Genomic DNA, 25,570 nt, shown 5'->3' with positions numbered 1-25,570 from the left:
TCAGGGAAGCACGGCCGAGAGGAGAAGCCATGACGTACACCCTGAACGACCGCCCGGCCGCCGCGCCGCGCGTACAGAACCCGGTCGCCAGCCTGGCGCCGCCGGTCGGCGACCGGTCCACGGCAGAGCTCGTCAGGCTCGCCGCCGAGCAGATGTCCACGCTGGTGCGCGACGAGTTGAAGCTCGCCCAGATCGAGCTCACCCAGAAGGGCAAGCGGGCCGGCGTCGGGGCCGGGATGTACGGCGGCGCCGCCGTTGTCGCGTTCTACGGCGTCGGCGCGCTGCTGGCGGCCGCCATCATCGGCCTGGCCGCGGCCTTGCCGGCGTGGCTGTCGGCCCTCATCATCGGCGCCGTACTGCTGGTCATCGCCGGCGTGCTGGTGCTGCTCGGCCGCGGCCAGATGCGCAGGGCGGGATCGCCGATGCCGCAGGACGCGGTCGCCGGCGTGCGCGCCGACATCGACACCATCACCACCTCGGTCAAGCACGGGGGGCAACGATGACCGCAGCCGAGCCCAGGCACGGCCGCTCCGGCCAGGGCGGCGACCGGTACAGCCACAACGGGCATGGCGCGGCCGTCGACGTGGCCGCGCTGCGCGAGGAGATCGCCCGGACCCGCGCCGGCCTCGGCGCGACCGTCGAGGCGCTCGCCGCGAAGGCGGACGTGAAGGCCCGCGCCCAGGAGGCGATGCACTCCTCGGTCACGGCCGCGAGGCTGCGCATGCGCGAGGGCGTCGAGCAGGTGGCCGTCAACGCCGCCTACGTGGGCCGCGAGCTGCGCACCAACCCACGGCGCAGCGTCGAGGACGGGCTGCGGCGGATGGTCCGCTCGGCGCGGGAACGCCCGGCGCCGTGGGTCGTCGGCTCCGCGCTGCTGATCCTCGCCGCGCTCATCCGCTACCGCAACCACCGCACGTGACGCCGCCACCCCGACGGATGGAGCCCAGGTGAGCAAGCTCTTGTACAAGCCGTTCAGCATCGCCTCCAGCGTCGCCGGCGGGGTGGCGGCGGGCTTCGTGTTCAGGCAGGTGTGGAAGCGCCTGGCCGGCGAGGAGGACGCGCCCGAACCGACGTCGCGCGACTACAGCTGGGCCGAGGTCCTGGCCGCCGCCGCCCTCCAGGGGGCGATCTTCGCGGCGGTGAAGGCGGCCATCGACCGCGGCGGCGCCGCCGGCGTGCGGCGGCTCACCGGCGACCGGCAGGCCTGACGCGCCCGGTCGCCGGGGCCGCGTCGCGCGTCCCCCGGTCGTACGACACCGCGACCCCGGCAACGCCCGCGCTCCCGGCCGGGAACCGTCGCGCGCAACCGGGGCGTCCCAGAGTCGTTGCTGCGAACGTGATCCAGCGCCCGGCCGGATGAGGGAACGGCCCGGCGCACGGGATTCCGGCGCCGGGCCGTTGGCGGACGATCCGGCGCCGGAACCCGCCGCACGACCCGCGGTGCGGGGCCGGGGCGCGAACCCCGGCCTCGTCACCCCGGCGGCCACGTCATCCCGGCGCCCTTGTCACCGCAGGAGGGCTTGAGCGCGGTCGCGCACCTCGGCGTACACCTTGCGGATCCCCTCGGCGGGGACGGCGGTGACCTCGGCCGCGGCCACCGGCCACGCCGGCGCCTCGGCCGAGCCGCGCAGCGCCCACGCCGCCTGGCGGGCCGCGCCGAGCGCCACGTACTCTCCCGGCTCCGGCACGCTCACCGGCATCCCGAGCAGCGCCGGCGCGATCGCCCGGACCGCCGCCGAGGCCGCCGCGCCGCCGATGAGCAGCACCCGATCCACCGGCACGCCGACCGCGCGGACCGCGTCGAGCCCGTCGGCCAGGCCGCACAGCATGCCCTCATACGCCGCGCGGGCCAGGTTGGCCGGCCCGGCGTTGGCGCGGGTGAGGCCGTTGATCAGGCCGCGGGCGGCGGGCAGGTTGGGGGTGCGCTCGCCGTCGAGATAGGGCAGCAGCGTCAGCCCGCCCGCGCCCGGCTCCGCCGACAGCGCCAGCTCGTCCAGTTTGGACAGTGGCACGCCGAGCAGGTCCGCGGTCGCGGTGAGCACCCGGGCCGCGTTCAGCGTCGCGACCAGCGGCAGGTGCCGGCCGCTCGCGTCGGCGAATCCGGCGACGGTACCGCCGGGGTCGGCCACCGGCGTCTCGCAGACCCCGAACACGGTGCCGGACGTGCCCAGCGACACCACCACGTCCCCGGGGCGCAGGCCGAGGCCGAGCGCCGCGGCCATGTTGTCGCCGGTGCCGGGGGCGAGCAGCGCGCCTCCCTCGGTCTCGCCGACGACCTCGGCCGGCCCGGCGACCCGGGGCAGCGCGAGGTCCCGGCCGAACGCCAGGCGCACCAGGTCGGTGCGGTACCGCCCGGTCGACGGCGACCAGTACCCGGTCCCGGAGGCGTCGCCGCGGTCCGTGGTCGGCTCGGCGCCGCGGCCGGCCCGCAGCCGGTGCGTGATCCAGTCGTGCGGCAGCATGACGGCCGCGGCGCGGGCCGCGACGTCCGGCTCGTTGCGGGCCACCCAGCGCAGCTTCGTGACGGTGAAGCTGGCCACCGGCACCAGCCCGACGGCCTCGGCCCAGCCGGCGGCGCCGCCGGGCAGCTCGCCGATCAGGTCCTCGGCGGCGCCGGCGGAGCGGGTGTCGTTCCACAGCAGCGCGTCGCGGACCACCTCGCCGGCCTCGTCGACCAGGACCATCCCGTGCTGCTGCCCGCCGACGCCGATCGCGGCGACCCCGTCGAGCAGCCCGCCGGCGGTCGCCGCCTGGAACGCGCGCCACCAGTGCTCGGGCGCGACCTCGGTCCCGTCCGGGTGCCCGGCGCGGCCCTCCCGCAGGACCGCGCCGGTGTCCGCGTCGCACACGAGCACCTTCGTCGACTGGGTGGACGTGTCCACCCCGGCGACAAGGGTCATGCCAGAACCTCCGCCCAGTCTGGCTCGATGGGGCTTCGCGCGGATCGACCCAGACCAGGCGCCACTTCGCTCCGGCTGTGGCATGACTTGAACCTGAGCCAATGATGACCGGCCCCTACGCTCCGCTCCGGACCGGTCATGACCGCACCCCGAGCAGGTGCTCCATGGCGAGCTGGTCGAGGACCTCGAACGCGCCGCCGCGTGCGGCGAGCTTGTCCACGTCGAACTCCTCGGCGCGCAGCGACTCGATCGTCTCGCCCTCGGCCACCGTCGGCTCGTAGAGCTCGTCGACCCGGGCCGCCGCCAGCGCCGCGGCCACCTCGGGGTCGGCGCGGAACGAGCGCACCCGCTCGCGCAGGATCAGGTAGTTGCGCATGCAGGCGCGGGCGGTCTCCCACACCCCGTCGTAGTCCTCGGTGCGCGGCGGCTTGTAGTCGAAGTGGCGGAAGCCCGTGTACCCGCCGTTCTCGAGCACGTCGACGGTCCAGAAGGCGCCGCGGAGGTTGCCGGCGCCGAAGCGCAGGTCCTGGTCGAAGCGCGGCCCGTGCTGGCCGTTGAGGTCGATGTGGAACAGCTTGCCGTGCCACAGGGCCTGGGCGATGCCGTGGGCGAAGTTGAGCCCCGCCATCTCCTCGTGGCCGACCTCCGGGTTGAGCCCCACCCGCTCGGGCTCCTCGAGCGTCGCGATGAGCGCGAGGGCGTGGCCGATGGTGGGCAGCAGGATGTCGCCACGGGGCTCGTTGGGCTTGGGTTCGAGCGCGAACCGGATGTCGTACCCCCGGTCGCGCACGTAGGCGCAGAGCAGGTTGAGCCCTTCACGGTAGCGATCCAGCGCCGCGGCGACGTCCTTCGCCCCGCCGGACTCGGCCCCCTCGCGCCCGCCCCACAGCACATACGTCTCGGCCCCGAGCTCAGCGGCGAGGTCGATGTTGCGCAGCACCTTCTTCAAGGCGAACCGCCGGACCGCGCGGTCGTTGGAGGTGAACCCGCCGTCCTTGAAGATCGGGTGGCCGAACAGGTTGGTGGTGACCATCTCCACCCGCATGCCCGTCTCCTGCAGCGCATCCTTGAAGCGCCCGATGAGCTTGTCGCGGGTCGCGTCGTCGCTGCCGAACGGGAACAGGTCGTCGTCGTGGAACGTCACCGCGGCGGCGCCGAGGTCCGACAGCCGGTGCACGGCCTCGACCGAGTCCAGCGGCGCGCGCGTCGGCCCGCCGAACACGTCCTGGGCCTGCCAGCCGACAGTCCACAGCCCGAAGGAGAACTTGTCCTCGCGGCTGGGCTGGTAATCGTTCATGAGCTACCTCTTCGCGGGCGGGGTGTTGGCGGATGTGGGCCTCAGGCTACGCCGCAAGCCGGGGTTAGTTCAAGAAAAGAACTAACCCCGGCACGGGGGGGTTCCCGGGAACTTTCCGGCGTTTGGTCGCCCGCAGGGGGTCAGGCGCGGAAGACCACGCGGTAGTACGTCTCCGAGTGCTGCAGGGCGAGCAGCACCGCGCCGCGAACCTCGGCGTCCGGGCCCAGGACCGAGGCGCGGATCTCCACGCCGCGCAGCGCGGGCGACAGCGCGTGCCGGGCCGCGGCGGCGCGCAGCGGGTCGAGCAGGAGGTCACCGATCGCGGCGAGGCCGCCGCCGACCACGACGAGCGCCGGGTTGTACGCGTTGATCAGCCACGACGCGGCCAGGCCGAGATGCTCACCGACCCCGGCGATGACCCGCCCGGCCACATCGTCGCCGGCCTGCGCGGCCGCCGCCACGTCGCGGGCGTCGAACTCGTCCACCTCCGCCAGCGCCGACGCCTCCCCCGCCGCCAGCGCACGCCGCGCGGCGCGCACGATCGCCGGCCCCGAGGCCACCGTCTCCAGGCAGCCGATGTTGCCGCAGTTGCACGGCTCGTCGATGCCCGGCACCGCGTTGTGCCCGATCTCCCCGGCGGTGCCACCGACGCCGTGGAAGACCCGGCCGTCGGAGAGGATCCCGGCGGACAGGCCGGTGCCGGCGTACAGCAGCGCCAGGTCACCCACCCGCTCCCCCGCCCCCTCGAGGTTTTCGGCGACGGCCGCGGCCTGCCCGGCGTTGTGGACGTAGACGGGCGCGCCGAGCTCGGCGGCGAGGATGTCGCGGACCGGTACGTCGCGCCAGCCCAGGTTGGGCGCCAGCAGGCACACGCCGGTGTGGAAGTCGGTGAGCCCCGGCAGCACGGCGCCGACCGCGGCGATCTTCGCGCCCGGCAGCCCGGCCCCGGCGATCGCGGCGCGCACCTCGGTGGCCACGAGCCGTAGCACCGCCCGGGGATCGGCGGGCGCGGGGGGTGCGCCGGCGGGGGGCGCCGCGCCGGGGCGCGGGGTCGGGAACTCGCGGCGGGCGATCTCCTCGCCGGCGGCGTCGCCGATCGCGATCGCGGTGCGGCGGGCGCCGATGTGCACGCCCACCACCAGCTGGGAGCGGGCGTTGAACTCCAGCAGGATCGGGGGGCGGCCGCCGCTGACCGCGGTGGAGCCGGGGCCGATCTCACGGACCAGGCCGTCGGCGATGAGCTCGTCGACGATCGCGGACACCGTGGGCTTGGCCAGGGTCGTCGAGCGGGCGATGCTCGCCCGCGAGACCGGGCCGCCCTCCTTGACCAGGGCCAGCACCAGTGAGCGGTTGACCTCCCGCATCACATTGTGGTCGGCGCCGCGGCGTGGCTCATCGGATCGCATAATCCGACAACGCTACCCCGGCGATCCCGCGCGGCCGGGCACCCTACATTGGTACCGGACAACCTGTGCCACAAGCCCGGCCGGAAAGGCAGTTTTTCGATGCACATCTCGGCGCGCGGGGATTATGCGGTGCGGGCCTCCCTCGGGCTCGCCGCCGCCTATCCGGCGGTGGTGTCGGCCGCCGGCCTCGCCGACGAACAGGACATGCCCCGCAAGTTCCTCGAGGCGGTGCTCGGCGACCTGCGCCGGGCCGGCCTGGTCCGGGGGCAGCGGGGCGTCGACGGGGGGTACGTGCTCACCCGCCAGCCCTCGGAGATCATGGTCGGCGACGTGCTGCGCGCCGTCGACGGGCCGCTCGCGGAGGTCCGCGGGGTGCGGCCCGAGGAGGCGATGTACTCCGGGACCGCCGAGCACCTGCAGCAGCTGTGGGTCGCCGTGCGGGCCGCGGTGCGCAACGTGCTCGACGAGGTCAGCCTCGCCGACGTGGTACGCGGGCGGATGCCGGCCCACGTGCGCCGCCTGACCACCCCGCCGGCGGCCTGGCAGCCCCGATAACACGGCGCACCGGGGGCAGACCCGATCGGCGCCGGGGCGCCGATCTGGGCGAACGGCGCCCTGGAGTGCGGGGCGGCGACCTACGCTCGGGTCATGTCGAAAGCGCACGACCCCTACCTGCAGGCCGCCGAGGGCTTCCTGCACAGCATCCGCGCCGAGCTGGACATGGCCGACGATCTCGAGATGGACCGGACGCTGCGGGTGACGCAGACCTATGCGCTGGTGAGCATCGCCCGGTCGCTCAACGAGCTGATCGAGAGCGGCGCCGGCGGCGCGGCGGCGCCGATGGTGGTCGCCTCGCTGCACAACTGACTTCGGGCCGCCGAATCCTCGGCAGCGGCGGCGCCGGTCAGGACAACCCGGCCGCGGTGAAGGAGTCGCCGATCCGTTTCACGTACTCGGCGGCGGCGGTGCCGGCATTGGCCAGCTCCGGCTCCACCACGGCCAGGCCGGGCAGCACGGGCACGGCGCCGAGCTCGGTGAGCAGCTCGTGCAGGTGGCGTTCGGTCGCCTCGGCCTGGGGGCGCACGCCGGCGGTGACGACCGTGACGGCGGCGACGTCGCGCAGGCCGTCGGCGGGGAGCTGGTCGAGCAGGACCTTCAGGACGCCGGTGTAGGTCCCCTTGTACGTCGGGGTCGCCACCACCAGCAGGCTCGCGCGGCGCAGGCGGCCGATCGCGTCGAGGACCACGCCGTCGCCGGGCTGCAGCAGGCGGGTGCCGAGGGCAGCGACGTCGATGGTGTGCGGTACGGGCTGGGACAGGCGCTCGGCGAGCGCGGCGCCGACCTCCTCGGCCAGGTGCAGCGTCCGCGAGTGGGGGCGCGGGTTCCCGGAGAGCACGACGATCATGCGCCGATCCTATCTCCTATTAACCCGATCGAAAATAGCGAGTACTGGCTCTTGGCACCGCGGGCCTGGCAGGGAGGCGCCCCGGCGCCGACCGGTGTCTGACGGGAGCAACGGTCGTGCGTTGCACGGACCGGAGTCCCGGAGAATGCCCCTCAGACCCAGGCGCGCGGGTCGGCGACCAGGTCGCGCACCCGCTCCGGCAGTTCGCCCGTCACCACGTCCTCGATCGTGACCGTCTCCAGGATCAGGCGTTCGTTGGCGCGCAGCGCGATCCACACGTCCTGCAGGGCCGAGGCGGCGCCGTGGTAGCCGAGCTCCTCCGGGCGCTGGCCGCGGACGTTGGCGAGGGGGCCGTCGATCACGCGGATGATCTCGGCCAGGGAGATGTCGCCGGCCGGGCGGGCCAGGCGGTAGCCGCCCTCGGGGCCACGCTGTGCCACGACGACGCCGCCCCGGCGCAGCTGCAGCAGGATGCTCTCCAGGAACTTCGGGGGGATCTGCTGGGCCGAGGCGAGGCGGTCCGCGGTCACCAGCTTGCCGTCGGCGGAGGTGGCCGCCAGCTCTGCCACCGCGCGCAGCGCGTAGTCAACTCGGGCCGAAAGGCGCATGTCCTCATCCTCCCACGCGTCGCAACAGGCCTTCCTGCACGGCCGTTGCGATGTGGCGGCCGTCAAGGGTGAACATGCGGCCGGTCGCCAGGCCGCGGGCGCCGGACGCGGACGGGCTCACGCAGTCGTAGAGGAACCACTCGTCGGCGCGGAACGGGCGGTGGAACCACATCGCGTGGTCGAGGCTCGCGCCGACGAAGCCGCCGGGGCCCCAGACGGCGCCGTGGGCGGACAGGACCGAGTCGAGCAGCGTCATGTCGGAGGCGAACGTGAGCACGCAGGTGTGCAGGACCGGGTCGTCGGGCAGCTTGCCGTCCAGGCGCATCCAGACCCGCTGACGGGCCTCGGCCGGACGGTCGCCGGGGCGGACCCAGCCGGGCTCGCCGACGTAGCGCACGTCGATCGGGCGCGGGACGATCGACCAGATGCCGGCCCGCTCCTCATACTTCGCCAGGCGCTCCGCCATCGTCGGCACCTCGTCGGGCGGGGGCACGTCCGCGGGGGCCGGCTCGTGGTGGTCCAGGCCCTCCTCGTGGCGGTGGAACGAGGCGGACATGAAGAAGATCACCTCGCCGTGCTGCTCGGCGACGGAGCGGCGCACCGAGAACGACCGGCCGTCACGGATCTTCTCCACGGAATACGTGATCGGCACGTCCGGGTCGCCCGGGCGCACGAAGTAGCCGTGCAGCGAGTGCACCTGCCGCTGCGGGTCGACGGTGCGTCCGGCCGCGACCAGCGCCTGGCCGGCTACCTGCCCCCCGTAGACACGCTGGGGGCCGACCGGCGGGCTGATGCCCAGGAACCGGTCGTCCCCCAGCGCCTCGAGATCCAGGAGCCGGACGAGGTCGTCCACCGCGGCCTGCCCGCTCACCAGTTCGGTCACACGGACAATCTACGCAAGGGCCAGCCCGCCGGGCCCGCTCAGTCCTGTGACAGTGCTCCCAGCTGGTGCACCCGCAGCGTGTTCGTCGAGCCCGGGGTGCCGGGCGGGGAGCCGGCGACGATGACCACGTCGTCGCCGGGCGCGAGCCACGGCAGCCCGACGAGGGCCAGGTCGACCTGCTTGAACATCTCGTCCGTGTGCTCCACGAACGGCACGTCGAAGGTCTGCACGCCCCAGCTGAGGGTGAGCTGGTTGCGCACCGTGGGCTCCGGGGTGAAGGCCAGCAGCGGCAGCTCGCAGTGCAGCCGGGCGAGGCGGCGCACCGTGTCGCCCGTCTGGGAGAACGCGACGAGCGCCTTCGCGCCGATGTTGCGCGCGATGTTGGACGCCGCCGAGGTGAGCGCGCCGCCCTTGGTGCGCGGGTCGTGCTGCAGCCGGGGCACGGACAGCGAGCCGGCCTCGGTGGTCGCGACGATGCGGGCCATCGTGGAGACGGTCAGGACGGGATACTTCCCGACGCTGGTCTCGCCGGAGAGCATGACGGCGTCGGCGCCGTCGAGCACCGCGTTGGCGACGTCGGAGGCCTCGGCCCGGGTCGGCCGCGCGTTCTCGATCATCGAGTCGAGCATCTGGGTCGCGACGATGACCGGCTTGGCCTGCTCGCGGCACAGCTGCACGGCGCGCTTCTGCACCAGCGGAACCTGCTCGAGCGGCATCTCCACGCCGAGGTCGCCGCGCGCGACCATGACGCCGTCGAACGCGTTGACGATGGCCTCGAGGGCGGCGACCGCCTCGGGCTTCTCGACCTTCGCGAGGACGGGGCGGCGGATGCCCTCCTCCGCCATGATCTCGTGGACGAGCTTGATGTCGTCCGGCGAGCGCACGAAGGACAGCGCGATCCAGTCCGCGCCGAGGCGCAGCGCGAAGCGCAGGTCCTCGGCGTCCTTGTCCGACAGCGCCGGCACGCTCACGGCCACGTTCGGCAGCGAGACGCCCTTGTTGTTGGAGACCGGGCCGCCCTCGGTGACGAGGACGGAGATGTCGTTGCCGGTGACGGCCATCACCTCGACGGCGACCTTGCCGTCGTCGATGAGCAGCCGGTCGCCCGGCTTGACCTCCTGCGGAAGCTTTTTGTACGTGCACGAGACGCGGTCGGCGGTGCCGAGGATGTCATCGCTGGTGATGACGACCGTGTCCCCGTTCCGCCACTCGTGCGGACCGTCTGCGAAGCGGCCGAGACGGATCTTGGGACCCTGGAGGTCCGCGAGAATGCCCACGGGGCGGCCGGCGGCGATGGCGGCCTCCCTGACGAGGTTGTACACCGAGGCGTGGTCCTCGTGGCTACCATGGCTGAAATTAAGCCGCGCGACGTCCATCCCGGCGTCGACTAGGCCACGGAGCCGCTCGGCCGACGATGTGGCCGGGCCGAGCGTACAGACGATTTTGGCGCGTCGAGTCACATTACGAGGCTAGCCCCTTCGCCACCGCGCGTTTCGGCTGCCCCGGCCCCACGCCATCAGTTGAGACGCCGTCCACCGGGGCTTTCCCCGATACTGGTCCGTTGTCCACCATCCCCGGCGCGTTCGAGGACCGGCCCGGGATCGTCACGCTCGGTTACGCCATCGGCCGCGGAACGGCGAATGGCTGGCCACTTGTCGGATTTTGTCGTGATATGTGCGACTTTTATGGGTCCGGTGCTGCCGGCCGCGGCCCGGATCATTGCTCGGGGCCGGTGAACGCCTCCGCGCGGGCCCGGCCGTCGACGCTGTGGCTGAACACCCGCGAGTCCCCGTCGGTGGTGACGGTCTGACCGGTGAGCGTCGCGTGCAACGGCATCGCCGAGGTCATCTCGGCCCGCATGCGCGGCAGGGCCGACGGGTGCGCGTCGCGCAGCCAGGTCACCAGGTGCTCGCGCACGAAGCAGCGCAGGTCCCACAGCTTCGGCGCGTCCGGGGCGCTGACCAGGGCCCGCAGCCGCATCGCGGGGCCGGTGGCCTCGACCACCTGCAGCACCGACACCCGCCCGTCCCACAGGTCCGTCGACTCCAGCGCCCGGCGCAGCTCCTCGCGCATCTCCGGCACCGGCAGCCACCAGTCCACGTCGAACAGGACCGCGCCGAGCAGCGCCGACTCGGTGCGGGTCCAGTTCTCGAACGGCTTCTCGGTGAAGTACGACGTCGGCAGGATCAGCCGCCGGTCGTCCCACACGTGCACGACCACGTGCGACAGGGTGATCTCCTGAATCCGCCCCCACTCGTTCTCGACGATGACCACGTCGCCGAGGCGTACCGAGTCGGAGAACGCCAGCTGCAGTCCCGCGAACACGTTGCGCAGCACGCTCTGCGCCGCGAGACCGGCGATGACGCCCACGAACCCGGCGCTGGCGAGCACGCTCGTGCCCACGATCCGCGCCTGAGGGACCGTCATGAGCATCACCCCACCGGCCAGCACCGCCACGACCGCCACCGTGACCCGCCGCAGCATCACCACCTGCGTGTGCACGCGCCGGGCCGTACGGTTGTCCGGCACGTCGGTGCGGACCCGCGACAGCGCGGTGTCCTCGACCACCACGAGCAGCGACACCAGCAGCCACGCCGCCGCCGCGATGATGATCAGCTGATCGGCGTACAGGAACGGGTGCCGCCACCCCGCCCCGTCGGCGGTGGCGCGCACCGCGAAGTACACCGCGCAGAGCACGACGACCCACTGCATCGGCCGGTGGACCCGGTTGGCAAGCTCGCAGAAGAACTTCGACTGCCGCCCGACCCGCAGCATCACCTTATGCACGACTTGCACCGCGAGCAGCCCCAGCAGCGCGGCCCCGAGCGCAACCCCCAGCGGCGCGAGCGTGTCAACGACCGTGTTCCCCATTCTGCGCGCGTTACCCGCCAGGGGTGATCTACACACGCCACCCTGGAGTGATCAATCTCGCGGTAGCCGCCACCTCCGCACCGCGATCACCAGCCCCCCGACAAGCACCACCACCCCACCGACGAGCAGGACGGCCTTCACCGCCCCACCACCCCCCACGGGCGGCGCACCGGCGCCCCCCGCCCCCGAGCCACCCCCCGACGGCGCCGCCGCCGCGGACGGCACATCGGCGGTGAGCGCGGCAACGGGGTTCACGATCCCGAACCCGTACTCGTCGTCCCGCCCGGGCTTACCCTTGTCGGTAGCGGTGGCCGTGATCCGCCGGACCACCTCAGCCCCGGAGAGCCGGGGAAACTTGGCCCGCACCAACGCCACCACCCCAGCCACGATCGCGGTAGAGTCACTCGTCCCCGTCCCGAGGGCGTACTGCCCCGACGGCCGGGTCGAAACGACATCCACCGCGGGCGCAACGACCACCAGTTCCGGCCCGGTCACGGACACCGCCGCATGGTCACCGTTGCGATCGGTACCACCGACAGCCACCACGCCGGGCAAATTCGCGGGAAACCCAACCTTGGTCTGATCCGGTGTGTTGCCGGCCGCCGCGACCACCACCACGTCCGACCGCAACGCACGCTCGACCGCCTCGCGCACCTGCGGGTCCTCGCTGGTGTCCACGGAAAGGTTGATGACCTTCGCGCCGTGGTCAACCGCCCAGTCGATTCCCTCCGCGAAGGTTGCGGGTGCGCCAAGTCCGAACTCGTTCCGCAGGACCTGCAGCGGCAGAATCATGGCCTTCGGTGCCACGCCGAGCACACCACCGCCGTTCGGAAGGCCGCGCCCGGCGATCAGGCCGGCCATTGCGGTGCCGTGGCCGAGGAAGTCGAACCGGCCGTCCGTGTCGTTGCCTTCCCCGAACCCCTTTCCCGGCAGCACCGCCCCGGCCAGTTCCGCGTGCTTGGCCTCGACGCCGGTATCCAGCACGGCGACCACGACCCCGTCGCCCTGGCTGATCTTCTGTGCCTGGGGAATCCCGAGCGCCGTGAGGTGCCACTGTTGATCTCGAATGTTGTCGGCGGCCGCCGGCCGGACGGTCACGAGCAGCACCACGACAACCGCCAACACGCACGCGCTCAGGCGCCGAAGGGAAGCGATCAACGATCGATCCCCAACACACCTGGGCCAGGGTCGTGGCTGCGCTCGGTCGTCGCGTCGAGCACGGGAGACACACCCTCCTCGACCGACCACAGCTCGTCGTCGTCGCCACGGCGCTTCGATCGGCGGCGCTCCGCGTACGCCTCGAACGAGCGGTCCCGGTACCCTCCGGAAATGCCGCTGGCTCCCCGCGATTCCAGCGGATTGGACGATACGGCCGACCTTCCGGTCTGACGCCGCGCCGCCTGTGTCGAGCCCGTGCGCGGGCCGATACCGGTCATCGGCGCACCGGTGATCTGTCCGCCCGCTGGGTTGTACGGCCGTGGCTCGCCGATCACACCGCCCACGCCGACGCCTCCAGGACGGAAGCCGACGGCGCCGTTCGGGCCCGATGCCGACTGACCTGGACCGGCACCGCCGCCGATCAGTCCTACGGGGCCCGAGCCCGGATAGCCGACCGAATTCCCACCGCCGGGCGTTGGCGGCTGGGCGGTCGGTTCGCCCGCCAGGACCGGCCCGTCGGCGAAGCCTCCGGTGCCGTTGCCGACAGGTGCGGACGGCTGCGGCGGGTCGAACACAGGAGCACGTAGCACCGCCGACTGGTTGCCTCCTCCCCCCGACTGACCGACGGTGGGGGATCCCGGCGCATTCGCATCCGAGGCGATCAGGGTTGTCGACTCCCCCGAGTCCCGGATCCGGCGATACGGCGGCAGGCTGGAGTTGATCATCCCCGACGCGTCGGCTACCTTCGCGTCGGCTGCGATTAGGACGTCACGGCCCCGCTGGTCCAGCTCCGCGTGGCGTGCGTTCCCAACCTGCAAGCCCCGGCCCGGGCTGCGTTTCGAGTAGTCCGCCATCATCGGTTCCATCTGGCGCCTCGCGTCGCGGATCGCGGCGAACACCCCGTCGACGCCCGTGCAGATACGGCCGGCCGCACTCGCGGTGTACGTCATCACATCGATCATGTCGTTGATTCGCCCGACGAACGCCGTCGCGGCCTCGCTGCGGTCCGGGGGCCAGCCTTCAATCAGGCGGTCCCGCTGCGCCCTCAGGTTGTCGCGTTGCTGTTCGAGCGCCGTTCGCAGGCGGTTCAGGGTGTTGACGTGCGCGAAGCCGGTCTCGGGGTCCTCGCCCTCGAGCATCTCCCAGAGCTTGGGCAGCGTGTAGTCGTTGTAGGTCTGGGCCATCAGATCGGCCTACCCGTGTCCGGGTCGACGGCGCCGGCGTCCGCGGTCGCCGCTTCCTTCGCGCCCCTGAGGGCGGTGGAGATGTCATCGCCGGAGAGGGTGTCGGCTTCGCTGTACGCGTCGGCGATGGTGTGGGCTGCGCGTGCCATCACCTCGCCGTTGTAGAGCAGGGCGTCCATCACCTCGTACAGTTCCAGCAGGCGCGCGTGGTAGTCCTTCGCGGCCTGTTGTACGGCCGGGCTTGCGGTCCGGGTGCCGAACGTCGGGAGTTCGGCGAAGATGTGCAGGGTCTGGGCCTTCTCCGACGACAGGTGGACGTCCAGGTCGTGCCGGAGCTCGGTGCCGAAGCCGTGTACCGCCCGCGGGTCCACCGTGAAGCCCTGCTCGCTCATCGCGCCCTCCCCGCCACGAAGCGCATCGAACACCGTGACCGTACCGGAGGGCCGGCGAGGCCGGCGACCCCGCGCGTACGATCCCGCAGAACGCGCAAATCGGAGGGGGACCGGCCACGACGGCCGCTCCCGGAAGCGGTGACTCAGGCGGACAGGGCCACCGCGGACGGGTCGACCGGTGAGGGCAGGTTGCCGTCGCCGCCCAGGTAGGCGTGGATCGACGCGGCGGCGGCGCGGCCCTCGGCGATCGCCCACACGATGAGCGACGCGCCCCGGTGCATGTCGCCGGCGACGAAGACGCCGGGGGCGCTGGTCTGCCAGTCGGCGCCGGTGTCGATGCCGCCGCGGCGGTTGCGGGTCAGGCCCAGCGTGGTTAGCAGCGGGCCCTCCTCCGTGCCCGCGAAGCCGATGGCGAGCAGGACGAGGTCGGCCGGGTACTCCCGCTCGGTCCCTTCGACGACGGTGACGACCCGCCGTCCGTCCACCCTGGACACCTGGACCTCGGCGATGCGGACCGCGGTGAGGTTGCCGTCCGCGTCGCCCTCGAAGGAGGTCACGGCGACCGCGAAGGCGCGCTCGCCGCCCTCCTCGTGGGCGGGGTAGTTGCGCAGGATCCACGGCCAGGTCGGCCACGGGTCGCGGGACTCGTCGCGCTCGTGCGGGGGCAGCGGGTACTGGTCGAGCTGCAGCACCGAGCGCGCGCCCTGCCGGTGCGCCACGCCAAGGCAGTCGGCGGCCGTGTCGCCGCCGCCGATGATGACGACGTGCTTGCCGGCGGCGGTGATCGACGCGGTCGGCTGCTTGCCGGCGACGACGCGGTTGGCCTCGACGAGGTGCTCCATCGCGAGGTGGATGCCGCGCAGCTGCCGGCCCGGCGTCTCGGGCGTGTCCCGGCCGGCGAGGGCGCCGCAGGCCAGCAGCAGCGCGTCGTGCGACGCCTGCAGCTCCGCCACGGAGACGGTCACGCCGACGTGGACGCCGGTGCGGAAGTGCACGCCCTCGGCGCGCAGCTGCTCCAGGCGCCGGTCGATGTGCTCCTTCTCGAGCTTGAAGTCCGGGATGCCGTAGCGCAGCAACCCGCCGAGCGCGTCGTCGCGCTCGTAGACGGTGACGTCGTGCCCGGCCCGGGCCAGCTGCTGCGCGGCGGCGAGCCCGGCGGGGCCGGAGCCGACGACGCCGACGCTCTTGCCGGTGCGCTCCGGGACGGGGCGCGGGGTGACCCGCCCGGCCGCCACGGCCCGGTTGATGATCTCGACCTCGACCTGCTTGATGGTGACCGCCTGGCCGCCGGCGATGGACAGTACGCAGGCGGCCTCGCACGGCGCCGGGCACAGCCGGCCGGTGAACTCCGGGAAGTTGTTCGTGGCGTGCAGCGCCTCGATCGCGAAGTCCCAGTCGCCGGTACGGACCAGGTCGTTCCAGTCCGGGATGCGGTTGCCCAGCGGGCAGCCGTCGTGGCAGAACGGGATGCCGCAGTCCATGCAGCGGCCGGCCTGCTCCCGGATCAGCTCGTCGGAGGCGGACGGGTACACCTCCCGCCAGTCCTGCAGCCGGACCGGGACCGGCCGGCGGGCCGGCAGCCGCCGCTCGTGGCGCAGGAAACCGTTCGGGTCAGGCACGTGCCACCTCCATGACAGCCGCATCGACGTCGCGGCCGGCAGCCTCGGCGGCCCGCATTGCCTCCATCGCGCGCTCGAAGTCGCGCGGCATGACCTCGGTGAACTCCGCGACCGCGGAGTCCCAGTCCGCCAGCAGCCGCTCGGCCACGGCCGAGCCGGTCTCGGCGAGATGCTCGCGCACGTGGGCGCGCAGCGCCTCCGGGTCGGACACCGGGCGCAGGTCGACCAGCTCCGGGTTGACCAGGGCGCGGTCGAGCCGCCAGACGAAGGCGACACCGCCGGACATGCCCGCGGCGAAGTTGCGGCCGGTGGGGCCGAGCACGACGACGGTACCGCCGGTCATGTACTCGCAGCCGTGGTCGCCGACGCCCTCGACGACCGCGACGGCGCCGGAGTTGCGCACCGCGAAGCGCTCGCCGGCGCGGCCGCGCATGAACAGCCGGCCGGCGGTCGCGCCGTACAGCACGGTGTTGCCGCCGATGATCTGCTCCTCGGCGACGAACGGCGCGCGCTCATCGGGCCGCACGATCAGCCGCCCGCCGGACAGGCCCTTGCCCACGTAGTCGTTGGCGTCGCCGATCAGCCGGAGGGTGATCCCGAAGGGGACCCACGCGCCGAACGACTGGCCGGCGGTACCACGCAACGTAATGTCCACGGTGTCGTCGGGCAGGCCGGCACCGCCGACCCGCCGTACGATCTCGCCGCCCAGCATGGCGCCCACCGAGCGGTGCTCGTTGCGCACCGCGATCTCGAGCCGGATCGACTCGCCGGCGTCCAGGGCCGGCGACACCGCCGCGATGAACTGGTTGTCCAGCGCCCGCTCCAGGCGGTGGTCCTGCTTGGTGGTCTGCCGCCGCACGGCGTCGTCGGCGAGAGGGGGAACGTGCAGCAGCGGGGTCAGGTCCAGCCCGCCGGCCTTCCAGTGGTCCACCGCCGGGCGCACGTTGAGCAGCTCGGTGTGCCCGATCGCCTCGTCGAGCGTGCGGAAGCCCAGCTCGGCCAGGTAGCCGCGGACCTCCTCGGCCAGGAACCAGAAGAAGTTCTCCACGAACTCCGGCGAGCCGTTGAACCGCTTGCGCAGCACCGGGTTCTGCGTGGCGATGCCGACCGGACAGGTGTCGAGGTGGCAGACCCGCATCATGATGCAGCCGGAGACGATCAGCGGCGAGGTCGCGAAGCCGTACTCCTCGGCGCCCAGCAGCGCCGCCACGATCACGTCCCGGCCGGTCTTGAGCTGCCCGTCGACCTGGACGCTGACCCGGTCGCGCAGGCCCGACAGCAGCAGCGTCTGCTGCGTCTCGGCCAGGCCCAGCTCCCACGGCGTGCCCGCGTGCTTGAGCGAGTTGAGCGGCGACGCGCCGGTTCCGCCGTCGTGCCCGGAGATCAGGATGACGTCGGCCTTGGTCTTGGCCACGCCGGCGGCGACGGTCCCCACGCCGACCTCGGAGACGAGCTTGACGTGCACACGCGCCTCGGGGTTGACGTTCTTGAGGTCGAAGACGAGCTGCGCCAGGTCTTCGATGGAGTAGATGTCGTGGTGCGGCGGCGGGGAGATGAGCCCGACGCCGGGGGTGGCGTGGCGGGTCCTGGCGATCCACGGCCACACCTTGTTGCCGGGCAGCTGCCCGCCCTCGCCGGGCTTGGCGCCCTGGGCCATCTTGATCTGCAGGTCGTCGGCGTTGACCAGGTATTCGGTGGTCACGCCGAAGCGTCCGCTGGCGACCTGCTTGACCGCGGAGCGGCGGCGCGGGTCGTGCAGCCGGTCCGGGTCCTCGCCGCCCTCGCCGGTGTTGGACCTGCCGCCGATGTTGTTCATCGCGATGGCGAGGGTCTCGTGGGCCTCGGCCGAGATGGAGCCGTAGGACATGGCGCCGGTCGCGAACCGCTTCACGATCTCCACGGCCGGCTCGACCTCGTCGATCGGCACGGCGGGCCGCGCGCCGGTGCGCAGCTCGAACAGCCCGCGCAGGGAGCCGGCCCGCCCGGCCAGCTCGTCGACCTTGGCGGTGTAGCGGCGGAAGACGTCGTACTGCCCGGACCGGGTCGCGTGCTGCAGCAGGAACACGGTCTCCGGGTTGAACAGGTGCAGCTCGCCCTCGCGGCGCCACTGGTACTCGCCGCCGACCTCGAGCCGCCGGTGCGCCCGCTCGGCCTCGTTGGCCGGGTAGGCCCGGGCGTGCCGGGCGGCGATCTCGGCGTGCACCTCGGCCAGGCCGATGCCGCCGATCTTGCTGGGGGTGCCGGTGAAGTATCGCTCGACGAAGCGCGGGTCGAGCCCGACGGCCTCGAAGACCTGGGCGCCGCAGTACGACGAGACGGTCGAGATGCCCATCTTGGACATGATCTTCAGGACGCCCTTGCCGAGCGCCTTGACGTAGTTGTGGATCGCCTTGTCCGCGTCGATACCGTCGAGCGCCCCGGTGGCGATGAGGTCCTCGACGCTCTCGAACGCCAGGTAGGGGTTGACCGCCGACGCGCCGAAGCCGGACAGCAGCGCCACGTGGTGCACCTCGCGGCAGTCGCCGGACTCGACGACGAGCGACACCTGGGTGCGGGTCTGCTCGCGCACCAGGTGCTGGTGGACCGCGGCGGTGAGCAGCAGCGACGGGATCGGGGCCAGGTCGGTGGTGGAGTCGCGGTCGGACAGCACCAGGATCCGCACGCCGTCCTCGATGGCCTCGGACACGCCGCGCATGATCTCGACGAGGCGGCGCTTGAGGCCGGCCGCGCCGTCGCGGACCGGGTAGAGGCCCGACACCCGCACGGCCTTGAAGCCGGGCAGGTCGCCGTCCTCGTCGATGTGCAGGATCTTCGCGAGATCGTCGTTGTCGATGACGGGGTACGGCAGGGCGATCTGCCGGCAGGAGGCCGGACCCGGCCGGAGCAGGTTGCCCTCCGGCCCGATGGTGGACGCGACGCTGGTGACCAGCTCCTCCCGGATGGCGTCCAGCGGCGGGTTGGTGACCTGCGCGAAGAGCTGGGTGAAGTAGTCGTACATGAGCCGCGGCCGGGTGGAGAGCACCGCGACCGGGGTGTCGGTGCCCATGGAGCCGAGCGGCTCGGCGCCGGCCCGGGCCATCGGGCCGATGAGGATCTTGAGTTCCTCCTCGGTGTATCCGAACGTCTGCTGCCGGCGCTGCACGGAGTCGTGCGTGTACACGATGTGCTCGCGCTCGGGCAGCTGGTCGAGGTCCATGAGCCCGGCGAGCAGCCACTCCTGGTACGGCTCGGCCGAGGCCAGCTCGGCCTTGATCTCGTCGTCGGTGCGGATGCGCCCGGCGGCGGTGTCGACGAGCAGCATCTTGCCGGGCGCCGAGCGGCCCTTGGCCACGATCGTGGCCGGGTCGAGGTCGAGCACGCCGGCCTCGCTGGCCAGCACGACGAGCCCGTCGCTGGTCTGCCACCAACGGCCGGGGCGCAGGCCGTTGCGGTCCAGCACGGCGCCGACGACGGTGCCGTCGGTGAACGCGACGCTGGCGGGGCCGTCCCAGGGCTCCATGAGACAGGCGTGGAAGCGGTAGAACGCCCGGCGCGCCGGGTCCATGCGCGGGTCGTTCTCCCACGCCTCCGGGATCATCATCAGTACCGCGTGCGGCAGGCTCCGCCCGGCCAGGTACAACAGCTCCAGGACCTCGTCGAAGTTCGCCGAGTCGGACGCCTCGGGCGTGCAGATCGGGAACAGCCGGCGGATGTTGCCGGGCAGGTTCTCCGAGGCCAGCAGCGCCTCGCGGGCGGCCATCCAGTTGCGGTTGCCGCGGATCGTGTTGATCTCGCCGTTGTGGGCGATGATGCGGTACGGATGCGAGAGCTCCCACGACGGGAACGTGTTGGTGGAGAAGCGCGAGTGCACCAGGGCGATCGCCGAGGCCACCCGCTCGTCGGACAGGTCGGGGTAGTAGGACACGACCTGGTCCGGGGTGAGCATGCCCTTGTACGTGATCGTGCGCGAGGACAGCGACGGCAGGTGCAGCTGGAGGCCGCGCTCGCGGGTCTCCCGCTCGGCCTGCTTGCGCACGCAGTAGACGACGCGATCCAGCTCCAGGCCGGACAGCACGACGCCGGGCGAGCCGAGCCGCTCCGCGCTGACGAACACCTGGCGGATGCGGGGCATGGCGGCCAGGGCGGTGGCGCCGAGGTCGGTGGCGTCGGTGGGCACGTCCCGCCAGCCGAGCACCTGGGCGCCCTCGACCAGCGCGTATTTCTCCAGCACCCGCTGGGCGCGCTCGGCGGCTTCGTCGTCGGCCGGCAGGAAGGCCAGGCCGGTGGCGTACTGCCCGGCGGGCGGCAGCGCGAACGGCACCACCTCGCGCAGGAACGCGTCCGGGATCTGGATCATGATCCCGGCGCCGTCGCCGGTGTTGGGCTCCGCACCGCGCGCGCCACGGTGGTCCATCCGGCGCAGCGCCGAGAGCCCCTTGAACACGACGTCGTGGGACCTGCGACCGTGTATGTCGGCAACGAAAGCGACCCCGCACGCGTCGTGCTCAAAGGCAGGGTCATACAGGCCCTGCCGCTGCGGTCCGGGGTACGACACCATCGGGCCTCCTGACGTCATCGAGTGCAAATCGGGACAACGTCGGCCCTAAGGAGCGGTCTACCAGTGTACGCGAAGAGCGGGCGCAAGTTGCATGATCGGTACTCGAGTCCGTACCGCATCCAGCGCGCCCGCCGCGTGTGGTGCGCAACAACGTACCGTGCGCACCGGCGACCGACCTACACGCGAGGTCGTGACAAATCCCACGAGCGACAGGTCCAGCGGCAGGTCCGGAGCCCGTTACCGAACTGTCACGCAACCTCACGCAGTCCGGAAGACGTCGAATGAGCGGATGGCTGTGACCATCTGTTACTTCCTACGATGATGCACGGCAAGATCGCCGCCACCAAGTGGTTCGCGCAAGTTTGAACCGGTGGCACAAACACGGGATTCACCGGCGTTGCAACCGGTGCATGCTCTAGCCCAACGAAGGAGGTGTGGACATGGGAGTCTCCGCACGCGCACTGGCCACGATCGCCGCTCTCACGGGCGTCGCCGTTCTCGCTGCGGGCTGCAGCAACGACAAGCCGAAATGGACCGGCGCTGACGGCAGTGCCGGCGGCCCCTCGGCTTCCGCGTCCGCCGAGCTGCCCAAGGCGACCATCGCCGATCCCGCCGACGGCGCGAGCGACGTCTCCACCGCCACCGAACTGTCCCTGCAGGCCGCGCCGGGCTCCAACGCCCAGGTGACGCTCACGGACGACTCCGGTGCGACGGTGGCGGGCGGGCTCCGCTCCGACGGGACGGCCTGGGTCCCTGCCGCGCAGCTCAAATACGGCACGCAGTACACGGCTACCGTGACCTCCGCCGGCGACACCGCCGGTAAGAAGATCACGTTCACCACCATGGCCAAACCCGGCAAGACGGTCAACGTCTCGACGGCGATCTCGGACAACAAGACATACGGCGTGGGCATGCCCATCGTCGTGCGGTTCGGCTCCAGCGTCCCGCAGGACCTGCGGGCCTCGGTGGAGAAGCGGCTGCTCGTCACGTCCGACCCGCCGCAGGTCGGCACCTGGTACTGGTTCAACGGCGGCGAGGTGCACTACCGCCCGAAGGAGTACTGGAAGGCCGGCACGAAGATCAAGGTACGGCTCGCCGTCGGCGGCCTCCAGCTCACCAAGACCGGCTGGGGCACCAAGGACGTCACGAGCACGTTCAGCATCGGCGACAAGATCGTGATGACCACGGACGACAAGACCCACCAGATGACGGTGGAGCAGAACGGCCAGGTCATCAAGACGCTCCCGGTCAGCCTCGGCAAGGCCAAGACCCCCTCGTCCAGCGGGCACATGGTGGTCATGGACAAGAACCAGTCCGAGCTGTTCGTGGGGACCGACCCGTCCGACCCGTACCGCGAGACCGTCTACTGGACGCAGCGCATGACCAGCGGCGGCGAGTACATCCACTCCGCCCCGTGGTCGGTCGACGCGCAGGGCAAGCGCAACGTGTCGCACGGCTGCACGAACGTGTCCGAGTCGAACGCGAAGTACCTGTACAACCTGACCAAGATCGGCGACGTCGTGATCGTGAAGAACACGACTCGCAAGCTCGCCTGGGGCAACGGCTGGACCGACTGGGACAAGCCCTGGAACGAGTACGTGAAGGGCAGCGCGCTGCCGCCGCCGGCCGACACCGCGAGCCCGGACGCCTCGGCGCCGGCGAGTGCCCCGGCCTCGGCGCCCGCCTCGGCCTCCGCGTCCGGCTCGGCCTCCGCGCCGGCCGCGTGAGCAACAGCGCAACATAAGGGAACGGCACCGCAGGACAGCAACAAGCGTCGGCGGGGCCGCCGCCCGCTCCACACGGGGCGGGCAGCGACCCCGCCCTACGCTGCGGGCCGTGACCCGAGCCGGCGGGCCCGAAGGAACGAGTTCAGGCTGGACGATCCCCGGATGATCCGGCGCATCGACGGGCCTTATCCTCTCGCGCATGGCACTGGTCCGGCGCAACGCCGTTCTCGGCAACACCAGCAACCGGGTCGTGGCCGCGGCTGCGGTCGCACCGCCCAACCTCGTCCGGCCGCCCCTACCCGCCCAGCCCAGCCCGGCCGACGACGTGACCCAGCGTATCCCCGCCCCCGGCGCCGCGCCCTGGCCGGTCGCGGGAGTGCCCGGCCCGGATGCGCCCGGTGCGCCCGGCGCCGAGATCGGCGCGGCCGTGGCGGCGGTCGGGGGCGACGGCGCGCCCGGCGGCGAGGCGGCCGCGGTGGCGTCGCAGCCGGCCAGCATCGGCGCGCTCATCACGGCGTTCCTGCTCGTCGCGGCGGGCGGGGCGGGCTCCTGGGCGCTGTACCACTTCGGCGTCAACGCCGAGGAGATCCACCTGCCGGACGCGACCGCGCTCTTCGGCGTGCTGTTCGCGTTCGCCACCGCGGTCGAGCGGGTGCTCGAGCCCTTCGCCCGGTTCATGCCCGGTCAGCACGCGAAGGGCGAACTGGAGCGGGCCGTGGCGAACATGGCGAACAAGTACCACGACGCCACCCTCGACGACCTCATCCAGGTCGCGCACGCCAAGTCACTGGTCGACAAGGGCCGGGCCAGCCGCGGGCTGATCTCGTGGGGCATCGCGGTCGCGCTGGCCACCGTCGCCTCCGCGTCCGGCGGGCTGTACCTGCTGCACTCCATCGCCGGCGACGGCTGGCAGGGCATCCCGGTCTGGGTCGACGCGATCATCACCGGCGTGGTGGTCGGCAGCGGGACGAAGCCGCTGCACGACGTCATCAGCAAGGTGCAGAAGAACAAGGAGAAGTCCGAGGACACGACGGCCGGGTGAGCCTGCCGGTGCGCCCGAGGCCGGGCTCACAGCACCAGCAGGCCGTCGGACTGGCCGCGCTGGGCGAGCCCGGCCAGCGCGGCGTCGGCCTCCAGGAACGCCAGGTACGGCAGGTCGTGCGGATGCCCGCGCAGCACCTGCGTCGCGTGGTGGGCCGGGACGGAGCCGGACGGGTACGCGCGGGCGCACCGCCCGTCGACGAGCGCGTGCCGGGTCCCGAACGCGGCCACCGCCTCCCACTCCGCGAGCGGCGCGGTCGTCGGCAGCGGCACCCCCGGCGGCTCCGGCAGCACGTCGACCGACGTGAACGGCTCGCTGCCGGCCAGCCACCACGACACCGCGCGCACCGCGGAGCGCAGCGGGTGCTCGCACCAGTACGGCACCAGGCCCGCCCGCACCACGTGCCACGGGTCGAACAGCCGGCCGCACTCGACCACGAGCCGGTTGCCGGTGCGGGCGCCGGCGCGCAGCCAGTCGCGGTAGAGGTCGGCGACCGAGCCACTGAGCACGTCGGGGTGGCGGTAGAGGATCTGGCGGACCGGATGGCCGTGCGCGGAGGCGTACCGGCGCAGGTCCTCGACGAACCCGCGGTCCACGCTGCGCTCGCCGTCGCTGTCCTCCGGCAGGTCGCTCTGCAGGGGCGCGGTGCGGCGGTCGTAGTAGTCGGACGCGGCCAGGCCGGTGGAGCGGCTGCCGAGCTGGAAGGAGTACCCCTCCGGGCCGGGGACGGTCAGCCAGCGGCTCACGTCGCGGGTCACGACGATCGGGGCGCCGGGGCGCAGCCGGTCGGCGATGAGGTCCCGGTAGGCCTCCGGCAGCCGCCGCCAGCGGACCGCCGCGTAGGCGGTCGCGGCCGCGTTCCAGCCGCGCCACACCGGGTCGTAGACCTGCCGGACCGTCACGTCGGGGTTGGCGTCGAGGACAACGCGGGCGTGGCGCTCGCCGGCCGCCGCCGCCCCGCTGCTCTCGCCGGCGGCGATGTCGGACGTCGGCAGCTCGAACGCCGCCGGCAGCCACGGCACGCCGAGCGCCGCCGCCAGGTGCAGGCCGGCGCCGTGCGGGGAGCCCACGACCAGGCCGTTGTAGCGGCCCGGCGGCAGCTGCCCGACCAGCCAGCGCGCGACCACGCCGGCGTCGAGCGTGGTGCCGGGGTCGCGGCGGGCGTGCCGGCCGCGGGCCGTGCTCCAGCGGGGCGCGGCGACGACCGGGCGAGGCACGCCGCGGCGGTACGACAGCGCACGGCCCGAAGCGATGGCGAGGGCGGTGCCCAGGCCGGTCGGCCACTGCAGGTCGACGTCCCGCGCGGCCTCCGACCGCCGCCTCATGCCCGCCACCAAGTCGTCCAAGTCCGTTCCTGCCGCGCCATCCCGCCCGCTCCCCCGTCCCGTGTGTGCGACGGGACTTCCCAGCGGCAGGGCGGCTAAACCCCTGCCGTGGCGCGGCGGCGCGCTAACCCGTAGACTCGCTACACATGAAGGCGGACGCGCTGCGCGGGCATCTCGACGCACTCCTGCTCGCGGTGCTCGACGGCGAACCCCGCCATGGGTACGCGATCATCGAGGCCCTGCAGTCACGCAGCGGCGGTTCGCTGTCGCTGCCGACCGGCACCGTCTATCCGGCGCTGCGGCGGCTCGAGCGGGCCGGTTACGTGGAGAGCGCGTGGTCCACGGTCGGCGGCCGGGAGCGGCGCACGTATCGCCTCACCAACGCCGGGCGGCGGGTCCTGTCCGAGGAGCGCTCGGCCTGGCAGGAGTTCACGGCCACGATCGGCTCGGTACTGCTGCCGCCGCCCGCCCCGTCGGCGTGACACGGCCCCGACAAGGCGGCGCGGCTCAGGCGGCCCAGCTCAGGCGATGGCGGCCTGGCGGTTGCGCAGGGCCGTACGGGCGAACTGGACGCAGCGCACCGCGAGCAGGCCGGCGTAGCCGAACGCGGCCGTGTTGACCGTCATGCCGACCAGCACCGGCGGCCACGTCGCCGCGGCCGGCCACTGGTAGACGCTCAGCCCGAACACCGCGGCCCCGACCAGCCCGTGCAGCCCGAGGAACGTGACCGCGCCGAGGCCGACGACCCGCGTGTACCGCACGCCGTCGCGCAGATACCGGCTGCCCCACGAGAAGCCCGCGACCACCAGGGCGGCGATGCCGGCGGCGAGGAACGACGTGTACTTGAAGTGGTCGACGAGCACCCAGTACAGGTGGCTGGCGTGTTGGGCCGCGCTCCACGGGCTGTCCCACCACATCAGCGGCTCGAGCACGTTGACCAGGGGCAGGGCGAGCGCGATCCACATCGCCGTGCGGCGGCCCTGCTGCGCGGCGAGCTCGGCCTGGTATCCGGGGACGACCTGCCCGTGCGCGCCGAACTCGCGCACCGCCCGGTGCCGCGCGTCCAGCGGCTCCAGGCCCTCGTCCTCGAACGCGGCGGCCGCGTCCTCCAGGCTGTGCCGCGCCTCGGTGATCATCTCGGCGCGCGTGCGGCTCGGCCCGCGCAGCGCGGCGGCCAGGCCCGTGACGTAGTCCCCGATCGGATCAGCACCCATCC

Annotated in this window: 23 protein-coding genes; 8 read left to right on the top strand and 15 right to left on the bottom strand. The window is 72.7% G+C overall.

The window, feature by feature from the left end; genetic code table 11:
* Window positions 1-29: 29 nt before the first annotated feature.
* From ACGFI8_RS03165 to ACGFI8_RS03155, 3 genes are read left to right on the top strand one after another with little or no spacing between them, the layout of a single operon-like run.
* Window positions 30-503: a phage holin family protein gene (locus ACGFI8_RS03165; RefSeq protein WP_392799152.1), complete on the top strand. Its 474-nt coding sequence runs from the start codon at window positions 30-32 to the stop codon at window positions 501-503.
* Window positions 500-919, top strand: a complete 420-nt coding sequence (locus ACGFI8_RS03160) for a DUF3618 domain-containing protein (protein WP_392799149.1) — start codon at window positions 500-502, stop codon at window positions 917-919. The genes ACGFI8_RS03165 and ACGFI8_RS03160 overlap by 4 nt, the downstream gene beginning before the upstream one ends.
* A 28-nt stretch (window positions 920-947) precedes the next feature.
* Window positions 948-1,208 (top strand): DUF4235 domain-containing protein, encoded by a 261-nt coding sequence (locus ACGFI8_RS03155; protein ID WP_392799146.1) that lies wholly within the window; start codon window positions 948-950, stop codon window positions 1,206-1,208.
* Window positions 1,209-1,505: 297 nt separating this feature from the next.
* Here the strand turns inward: ACGFI8_RS03155 and xylB are convergent, their stop codons facing one another.
* From xylB to ACGFI8_RS03140, 3 genes are all read right to left on the bottom strand, one after another.
* Entirely contained in the window at window positions 1,506-2,900 is a 1,395-nt protein-coding gene (xylB, locus tag ACGFI8_RS03150) for a xylulokinase (protein WP_392799143.1), read from the bottom strand.
* Between the two features lie 136 nt (window positions 2,901-3,036).
* A complete protein-coding gene (gene xylA, locus ACGFI8_RS03145) occupies window positions 3,037-4,197 on the bottom strand; it encodes a xylose isomerase (protein ID WP_392799141.1) in 1,161 nt (386 codons plus the stop codon).
* A gap of 140 nt (window positions 4,198-4,337) precedes the next feature.
* Window positions 4,338-5,603: an ROK family protein gene (locus ACGFI8_RS03140; protein WP_392799138.1), complete on the bottom strand. Its 1,266-nt coding sequence runs from the start codon at window positions 5,601-5,603 to the stop codon at window positions 4,338-4,340.
* Window positions 5,604-5,702: 99 nt separating this feature from the next.
* Here ACGFI8_RS03140 and ACGFI8_RS03135 point away from each other — a divergent pair, with 99 nt between their 5' ends.
* Together ACGFI8_RS03135 and ACGFI8_RS03130 are read left to right on the top strand one after the other, a co-directional pair.
* Entirely contained in the window at window positions 5,703-6,158 is a 456-nt protein-coding gene (locus ACGFI8_RS03135) for an Rrf2 family transcriptional regulator (protein WP_223102116.1), read from the top strand.
* 93 nt (window positions 6,159-6,251) lie between these two features.
* Entirely contained in the window at window positions 6,252-6,470 is a 219-nt protein-coding gene (locus tag ACGFI8_RS03130) for a hypothetical protein (RefSeq protein WP_392799135.1), read from the top strand.
* Between the two features lie 37 nt (window positions 6,471-6,507).
* Here ACGFI8_RS03130 and ACGFI8_RS03125 read toward each other — a convergent pair whose 3' ends face one another.
* The 10 genes from ACGFI8_RS03125 to gltB form a co-directional block, all read right to left on the bottom strand.
* Window positions 6,508-7,008, bottom strand: a complete 501-nt coding sequence (locus tag ACGFI8_RS03125; protein ID WP_392799132.1) for an NADPH-dependent FMN reductase — start codon at window positions 7,006-7,008, stop codon at window positions 6,508-6,510.
* A gap of 152 nt (window positions 7,009-7,160) precedes the next feature.
* Window positions 7,161-7,616, bottom strand: a complete 456-nt coding sequence (locus ACGFI8_RS03120; RefSeq protein ID WP_392799129.1) for an RrF2 family transcriptional regulator — start codon at window positions 7,614-7,616, stop codon at window positions 7,161-7,163.
* Between the two features lie 4 nt (window positions 7,617-7,620).
* Complete coding sequence (locus ACGFI8_RS03115; RefSeq protein ID WP_392799655.1) at window positions 7,621-8,490, bottom strand: acyl-CoA thioesterase; 870 nt, start codon at window positions 8,488-8,490, stop codon at window positions 7,621-7,623.
* A 47-nt stretch (window positions 8,491-8,537) separates the two neighbouring features.
* Complete coding sequence (gene pyk, locus ACGFI8_RS03110) at window positions 8,538-9,959, bottom strand: pyruvate kinase (protein WP_392799127.1); 1,422 nt, start codon at window positions 9,957-9,959, stop codon at window positions 8,538-8,540.
* Window positions 9,960-10,215: 256 nt separating this feature from the next.
* Window positions 10,216-11,370 carry a mechanosensitive ion channel family protein gene (locus ACGFI8_RS03105; protein ID WP_392799124.1) on the bottom strand — a complete coding sequence of 385 codons (1,155 nt, stop codon included), beginning with the start codon at window positions 11,368-11,370 and terminating at the stop codon, window positions 10,216-10,218.
* A 51-nt stretch (window positions 11,371-11,421) separates the two neighbouring features.
* A complete protein-coding gene (mycP, locus tag ACGFI8_RS03100) occupies window positions 11,422-12,480 on the bottom strand; it encodes a type VII secretion-associated serine protease mycosin (protein WP_392799122.1) in 1,059 nt (352 codons plus the stop codon).
* Between the two features lie 44 nt (window positions 12,481-12,524).
* A complete protein-coding gene (locus ACGFI8_RS03095) occupies window positions 12,525-13,712 on the bottom strand; it encodes a hypothetical protein (protein ID WP_392799119.1) in 1,188 nt (395 codons plus the stop codon).
* On the bottom strand, window positions 13,712-14,104 hold the full coding sequence (locus ACGFI8_RS03090; protein WP_392799116.1) for a hypothetical protein: 393 nt from the start codon (window positions 14,102-14,104) through the stop codon (window positions 13,712-13,714). Before ACGFI8_RS03090 ends, ACGFI8_RS03095 begins: the two co-directional genes overlap by 1 nt.
* A 143-nt stretch (window positions 14,105-14,247) precedes the next feature.
* Window positions 14,248-15,723: a glutamate synthase subunit beta gene (locus ACGFI8_RS03085; RefSeq protein WP_392799114.1), complete on the bottom strand. Its 1,476-nt coding sequence runs from the start codon at window positions 15,721-15,723 to the stop codon at window positions 14,248-14,250.
* Window positions 15,716-20,278: a glutamate synthase large subunit gene (gene gltB, locus ACGFI8_RS03080; protein WP_392799112.1), complete on the bottom strand. Its 4,563-nt coding sequence runs from the start codon at window positions 20,276-20,278 to the stop codon at window positions 15,716-15,718. The genes ACGFI8_RS03085 and gltB overlap by 8 nt, the downstream gene beginning before the upstream one ends.
* A gap of 422 nt (window positions 20,279-20,700) precedes the next feature.
* Here gltB and ACGFI8_RS03075 point away from each other — a divergent pair, with 422 nt between their 5' ends.
* On the top strand, window positions 20,701-21,987 hold the full coding sequence (locus ACGFI8_RS03075) for an Ig-like domain-containing protein (RefSeq protein WP_392799109.1): 1,287 nt from the start codon (window positions 20,701-20,703) through the stop codon (window positions 21,985-21,987).
* Between the two features lie 199 nt (window positions 21,988-22,186).
* Window positions 22,187-23,029 carry a hypothetical protein gene (locus tag ACGFI8_RS03070; RefSeq protein ID WP_392799107.1) on the top strand — a complete coding sequence of 281 codons (843 nt, stop codon included), beginning with the start codon at window positions 22,187-22,189 and terminating at the stop codon, window positions 23,027-23,029.
* 26 nt (window positions 23,030-23,055) lie between these two features.
* Here ACGFI8_RS03070 and ACGFI8_RS03065 read toward each other — a convergent pair whose 3' ends face one another.
* Window positions 23,056-24,354, bottom strand: a complete 1,299-nt coding sequence (locus tag ACGFI8_RS03065; protein WP_392799104.1) for a hypothetical protein — start codon at window positions 24,352-24,354, stop codon at window positions 23,056-23,058.
* 146 nt (window positions 24,355-24,500) lie between these two features.
* Between ACGFI8_RS03065 and ACGFI8_RS03060 the strand changes: the two genes are divergently transcribed.
* On the top strand, window positions 24,501-24,836 hold the full coding sequence (locus ACGFI8_RS03060) for a PadR family transcriptional regulator (protein ID WP_392799101.1): 336 nt from the start codon (window positions 24,501-24,503) through the stop codon (window positions 24,834-24,836).
* 39 nt (window positions 24,837-24,875) lie between these two features.
* On the opposite strand, the gene ACGFI8_RS03055 is transcribed toward ACGFI8_RS03060, so the two are convergent.
* Window positions 24,876-25,568 carry a permease prefix domain 1-containing protein gene (locus ACGFI8_RS03055; protein ID WP_392799100.1) on the bottom strand — a complete coding sequence of 231 codons (693 nt, stop codon included), beginning with the start codon at window positions 25,566-25,568 and terminating at the stop codon, window positions 24,876-24,878.
* Window positions 25,569-25,570 lie beyond the last annotated feature (2 nt).

It is taken from the genome of Dactylosporangium sp. NPDC048998 (assembly GCF_043197855.1).
In the GTDB taxonomy this organism is placed as follows: domain Bacteria; phylum Actinomycetota; class Actinomycetes; order Mycobacteriales; family Micromonosporaceae; genus Dactylosporangium.
This window is presented reverse-complemented; position numbering and strand designations above follow the sequence as displayed.

Coding starts and splice junctions, on each gene's coding strand:
- ACGFI8_RS03125 (WP_392799132.1), bottom strand. CDS start 7,008: ATGATCGTCGTGCTCTCCGGGAACCCGCGCCCCCACTCGCGGACGCTG.
- ACGFI8_RS03135 (WP_223102116.1), top strand. CDS start 5,703: ATGCACATCTCGGCGCGCGGGGATTATGCGGTGCGGGCCTCCCTCGGG.
- ACGFI8_RS03160 (WP_392799149.1), top strand. CDS start 500: ATGACCGCAGCCGAGCCCAGGCACGGCCGCTCCGGCCAGGGCGGCGAC.
- ACGFI8_RS03120 (WP_392799129.1), bottom strand. CDS start 7,616: ATGCGCCTTTCGGCCCGAGTTGACTACGCGCTGCGCGCGGTGGCAGAG.
- ACGFI8_RS03065 (WP_392799104.1), bottom strand. CDS start 24,354: ATGAGGCGGCGGTCGGAGGCCGCGCGGGACGTCGACCTGCAGTGGCCG.
- xylB (WP_392799143.1), bottom strand. CDS start 2,900: ATGACCCTTGTCGCCGGGGTGGACACGTCCACCCAGTCGACGAAGGTG.
- ACGFI8_RS03140 (WP_392799138.1), bottom strand. CDS start 5,603: ATGCGATCCGATGAGCCACGCCGCGGCGCCGACCACAATGTGATGCGG.
- gltB (WP_392799112.1), bottom strand. CDS start 20,278: ATGACGTCAGGAGGCCCGATGGTGTCGTACCCCGGACCGCAGCGGCAG.
- ACGFI8_RS03105 (WP_392799124.1), bottom strand. CDS start 11,370: ATGGGGAACACGGTCGTTGACACGCTCGCGCCGCTGGGGGTTGCGCTC.
- ACGFI8_RS03055 (WP_392799100.1), bottom strand. CDS start 25,568: ATGGGTGCTGATCCGATCGGGGACTACGTCACGGGCCTGGCCGCCGCG.
- ACGFI8_RS03130 (WP_392799135.1), top strand. CDS start 6,252: ATGTCGAAAGCGCACGACCCCTACCTGCAGGCCGCCGAGGGCTTCCTG.
- ACGFI8_RS03060 (WP_392799101.1), top strand. CDS start 24,501: ATGAAGGCGGACGCGCTGCGCGGGCATCTCGACGCACTCCTGCTCGCG.
- xylA (WP_392799141.1), bottom strand. CDS start 4,197: ATGAACGATTACCAGCCCAGCCGCGAGGACAAGTTCTCCTTCGGGCTG.
- ACGFI8_RS03095 (WP_392799119.1), bottom strand. CDS start 13,712: ATGGCCCAGACCTACAACGACTACACGCTGCCCAAGCTCTGGGAGATG.
- ACGFI8_RS03090 (WP_392799116.1), bottom strand. CDS start 14,104: ATGAGCGAGCAGGGCTTCACGGTGGACCCGCGGGCGGTACACGGCTTC.
- ACGFI8_RS03075 (WP_392799109.1), top strand. CDS start 20,701: ATGGGAGTCTCCGCACGCGCACTGGCCACGATCGCCGCTCTCACGGGC.
- ACGFI8_RS03165 (WP_392799152.1), top strand. CDS start 30: ATGACGTACACCCTGAACGACCGCCCGGCCGCCGCGCCGCGCGTACAG.
- ACGFI8_RS03070 (WP_392799107.1), top strand. CDS start 22,187: ATGGCACTGGTCCGGCGCAACGCCGTTCTCGGCAACACCAGCAACCGG.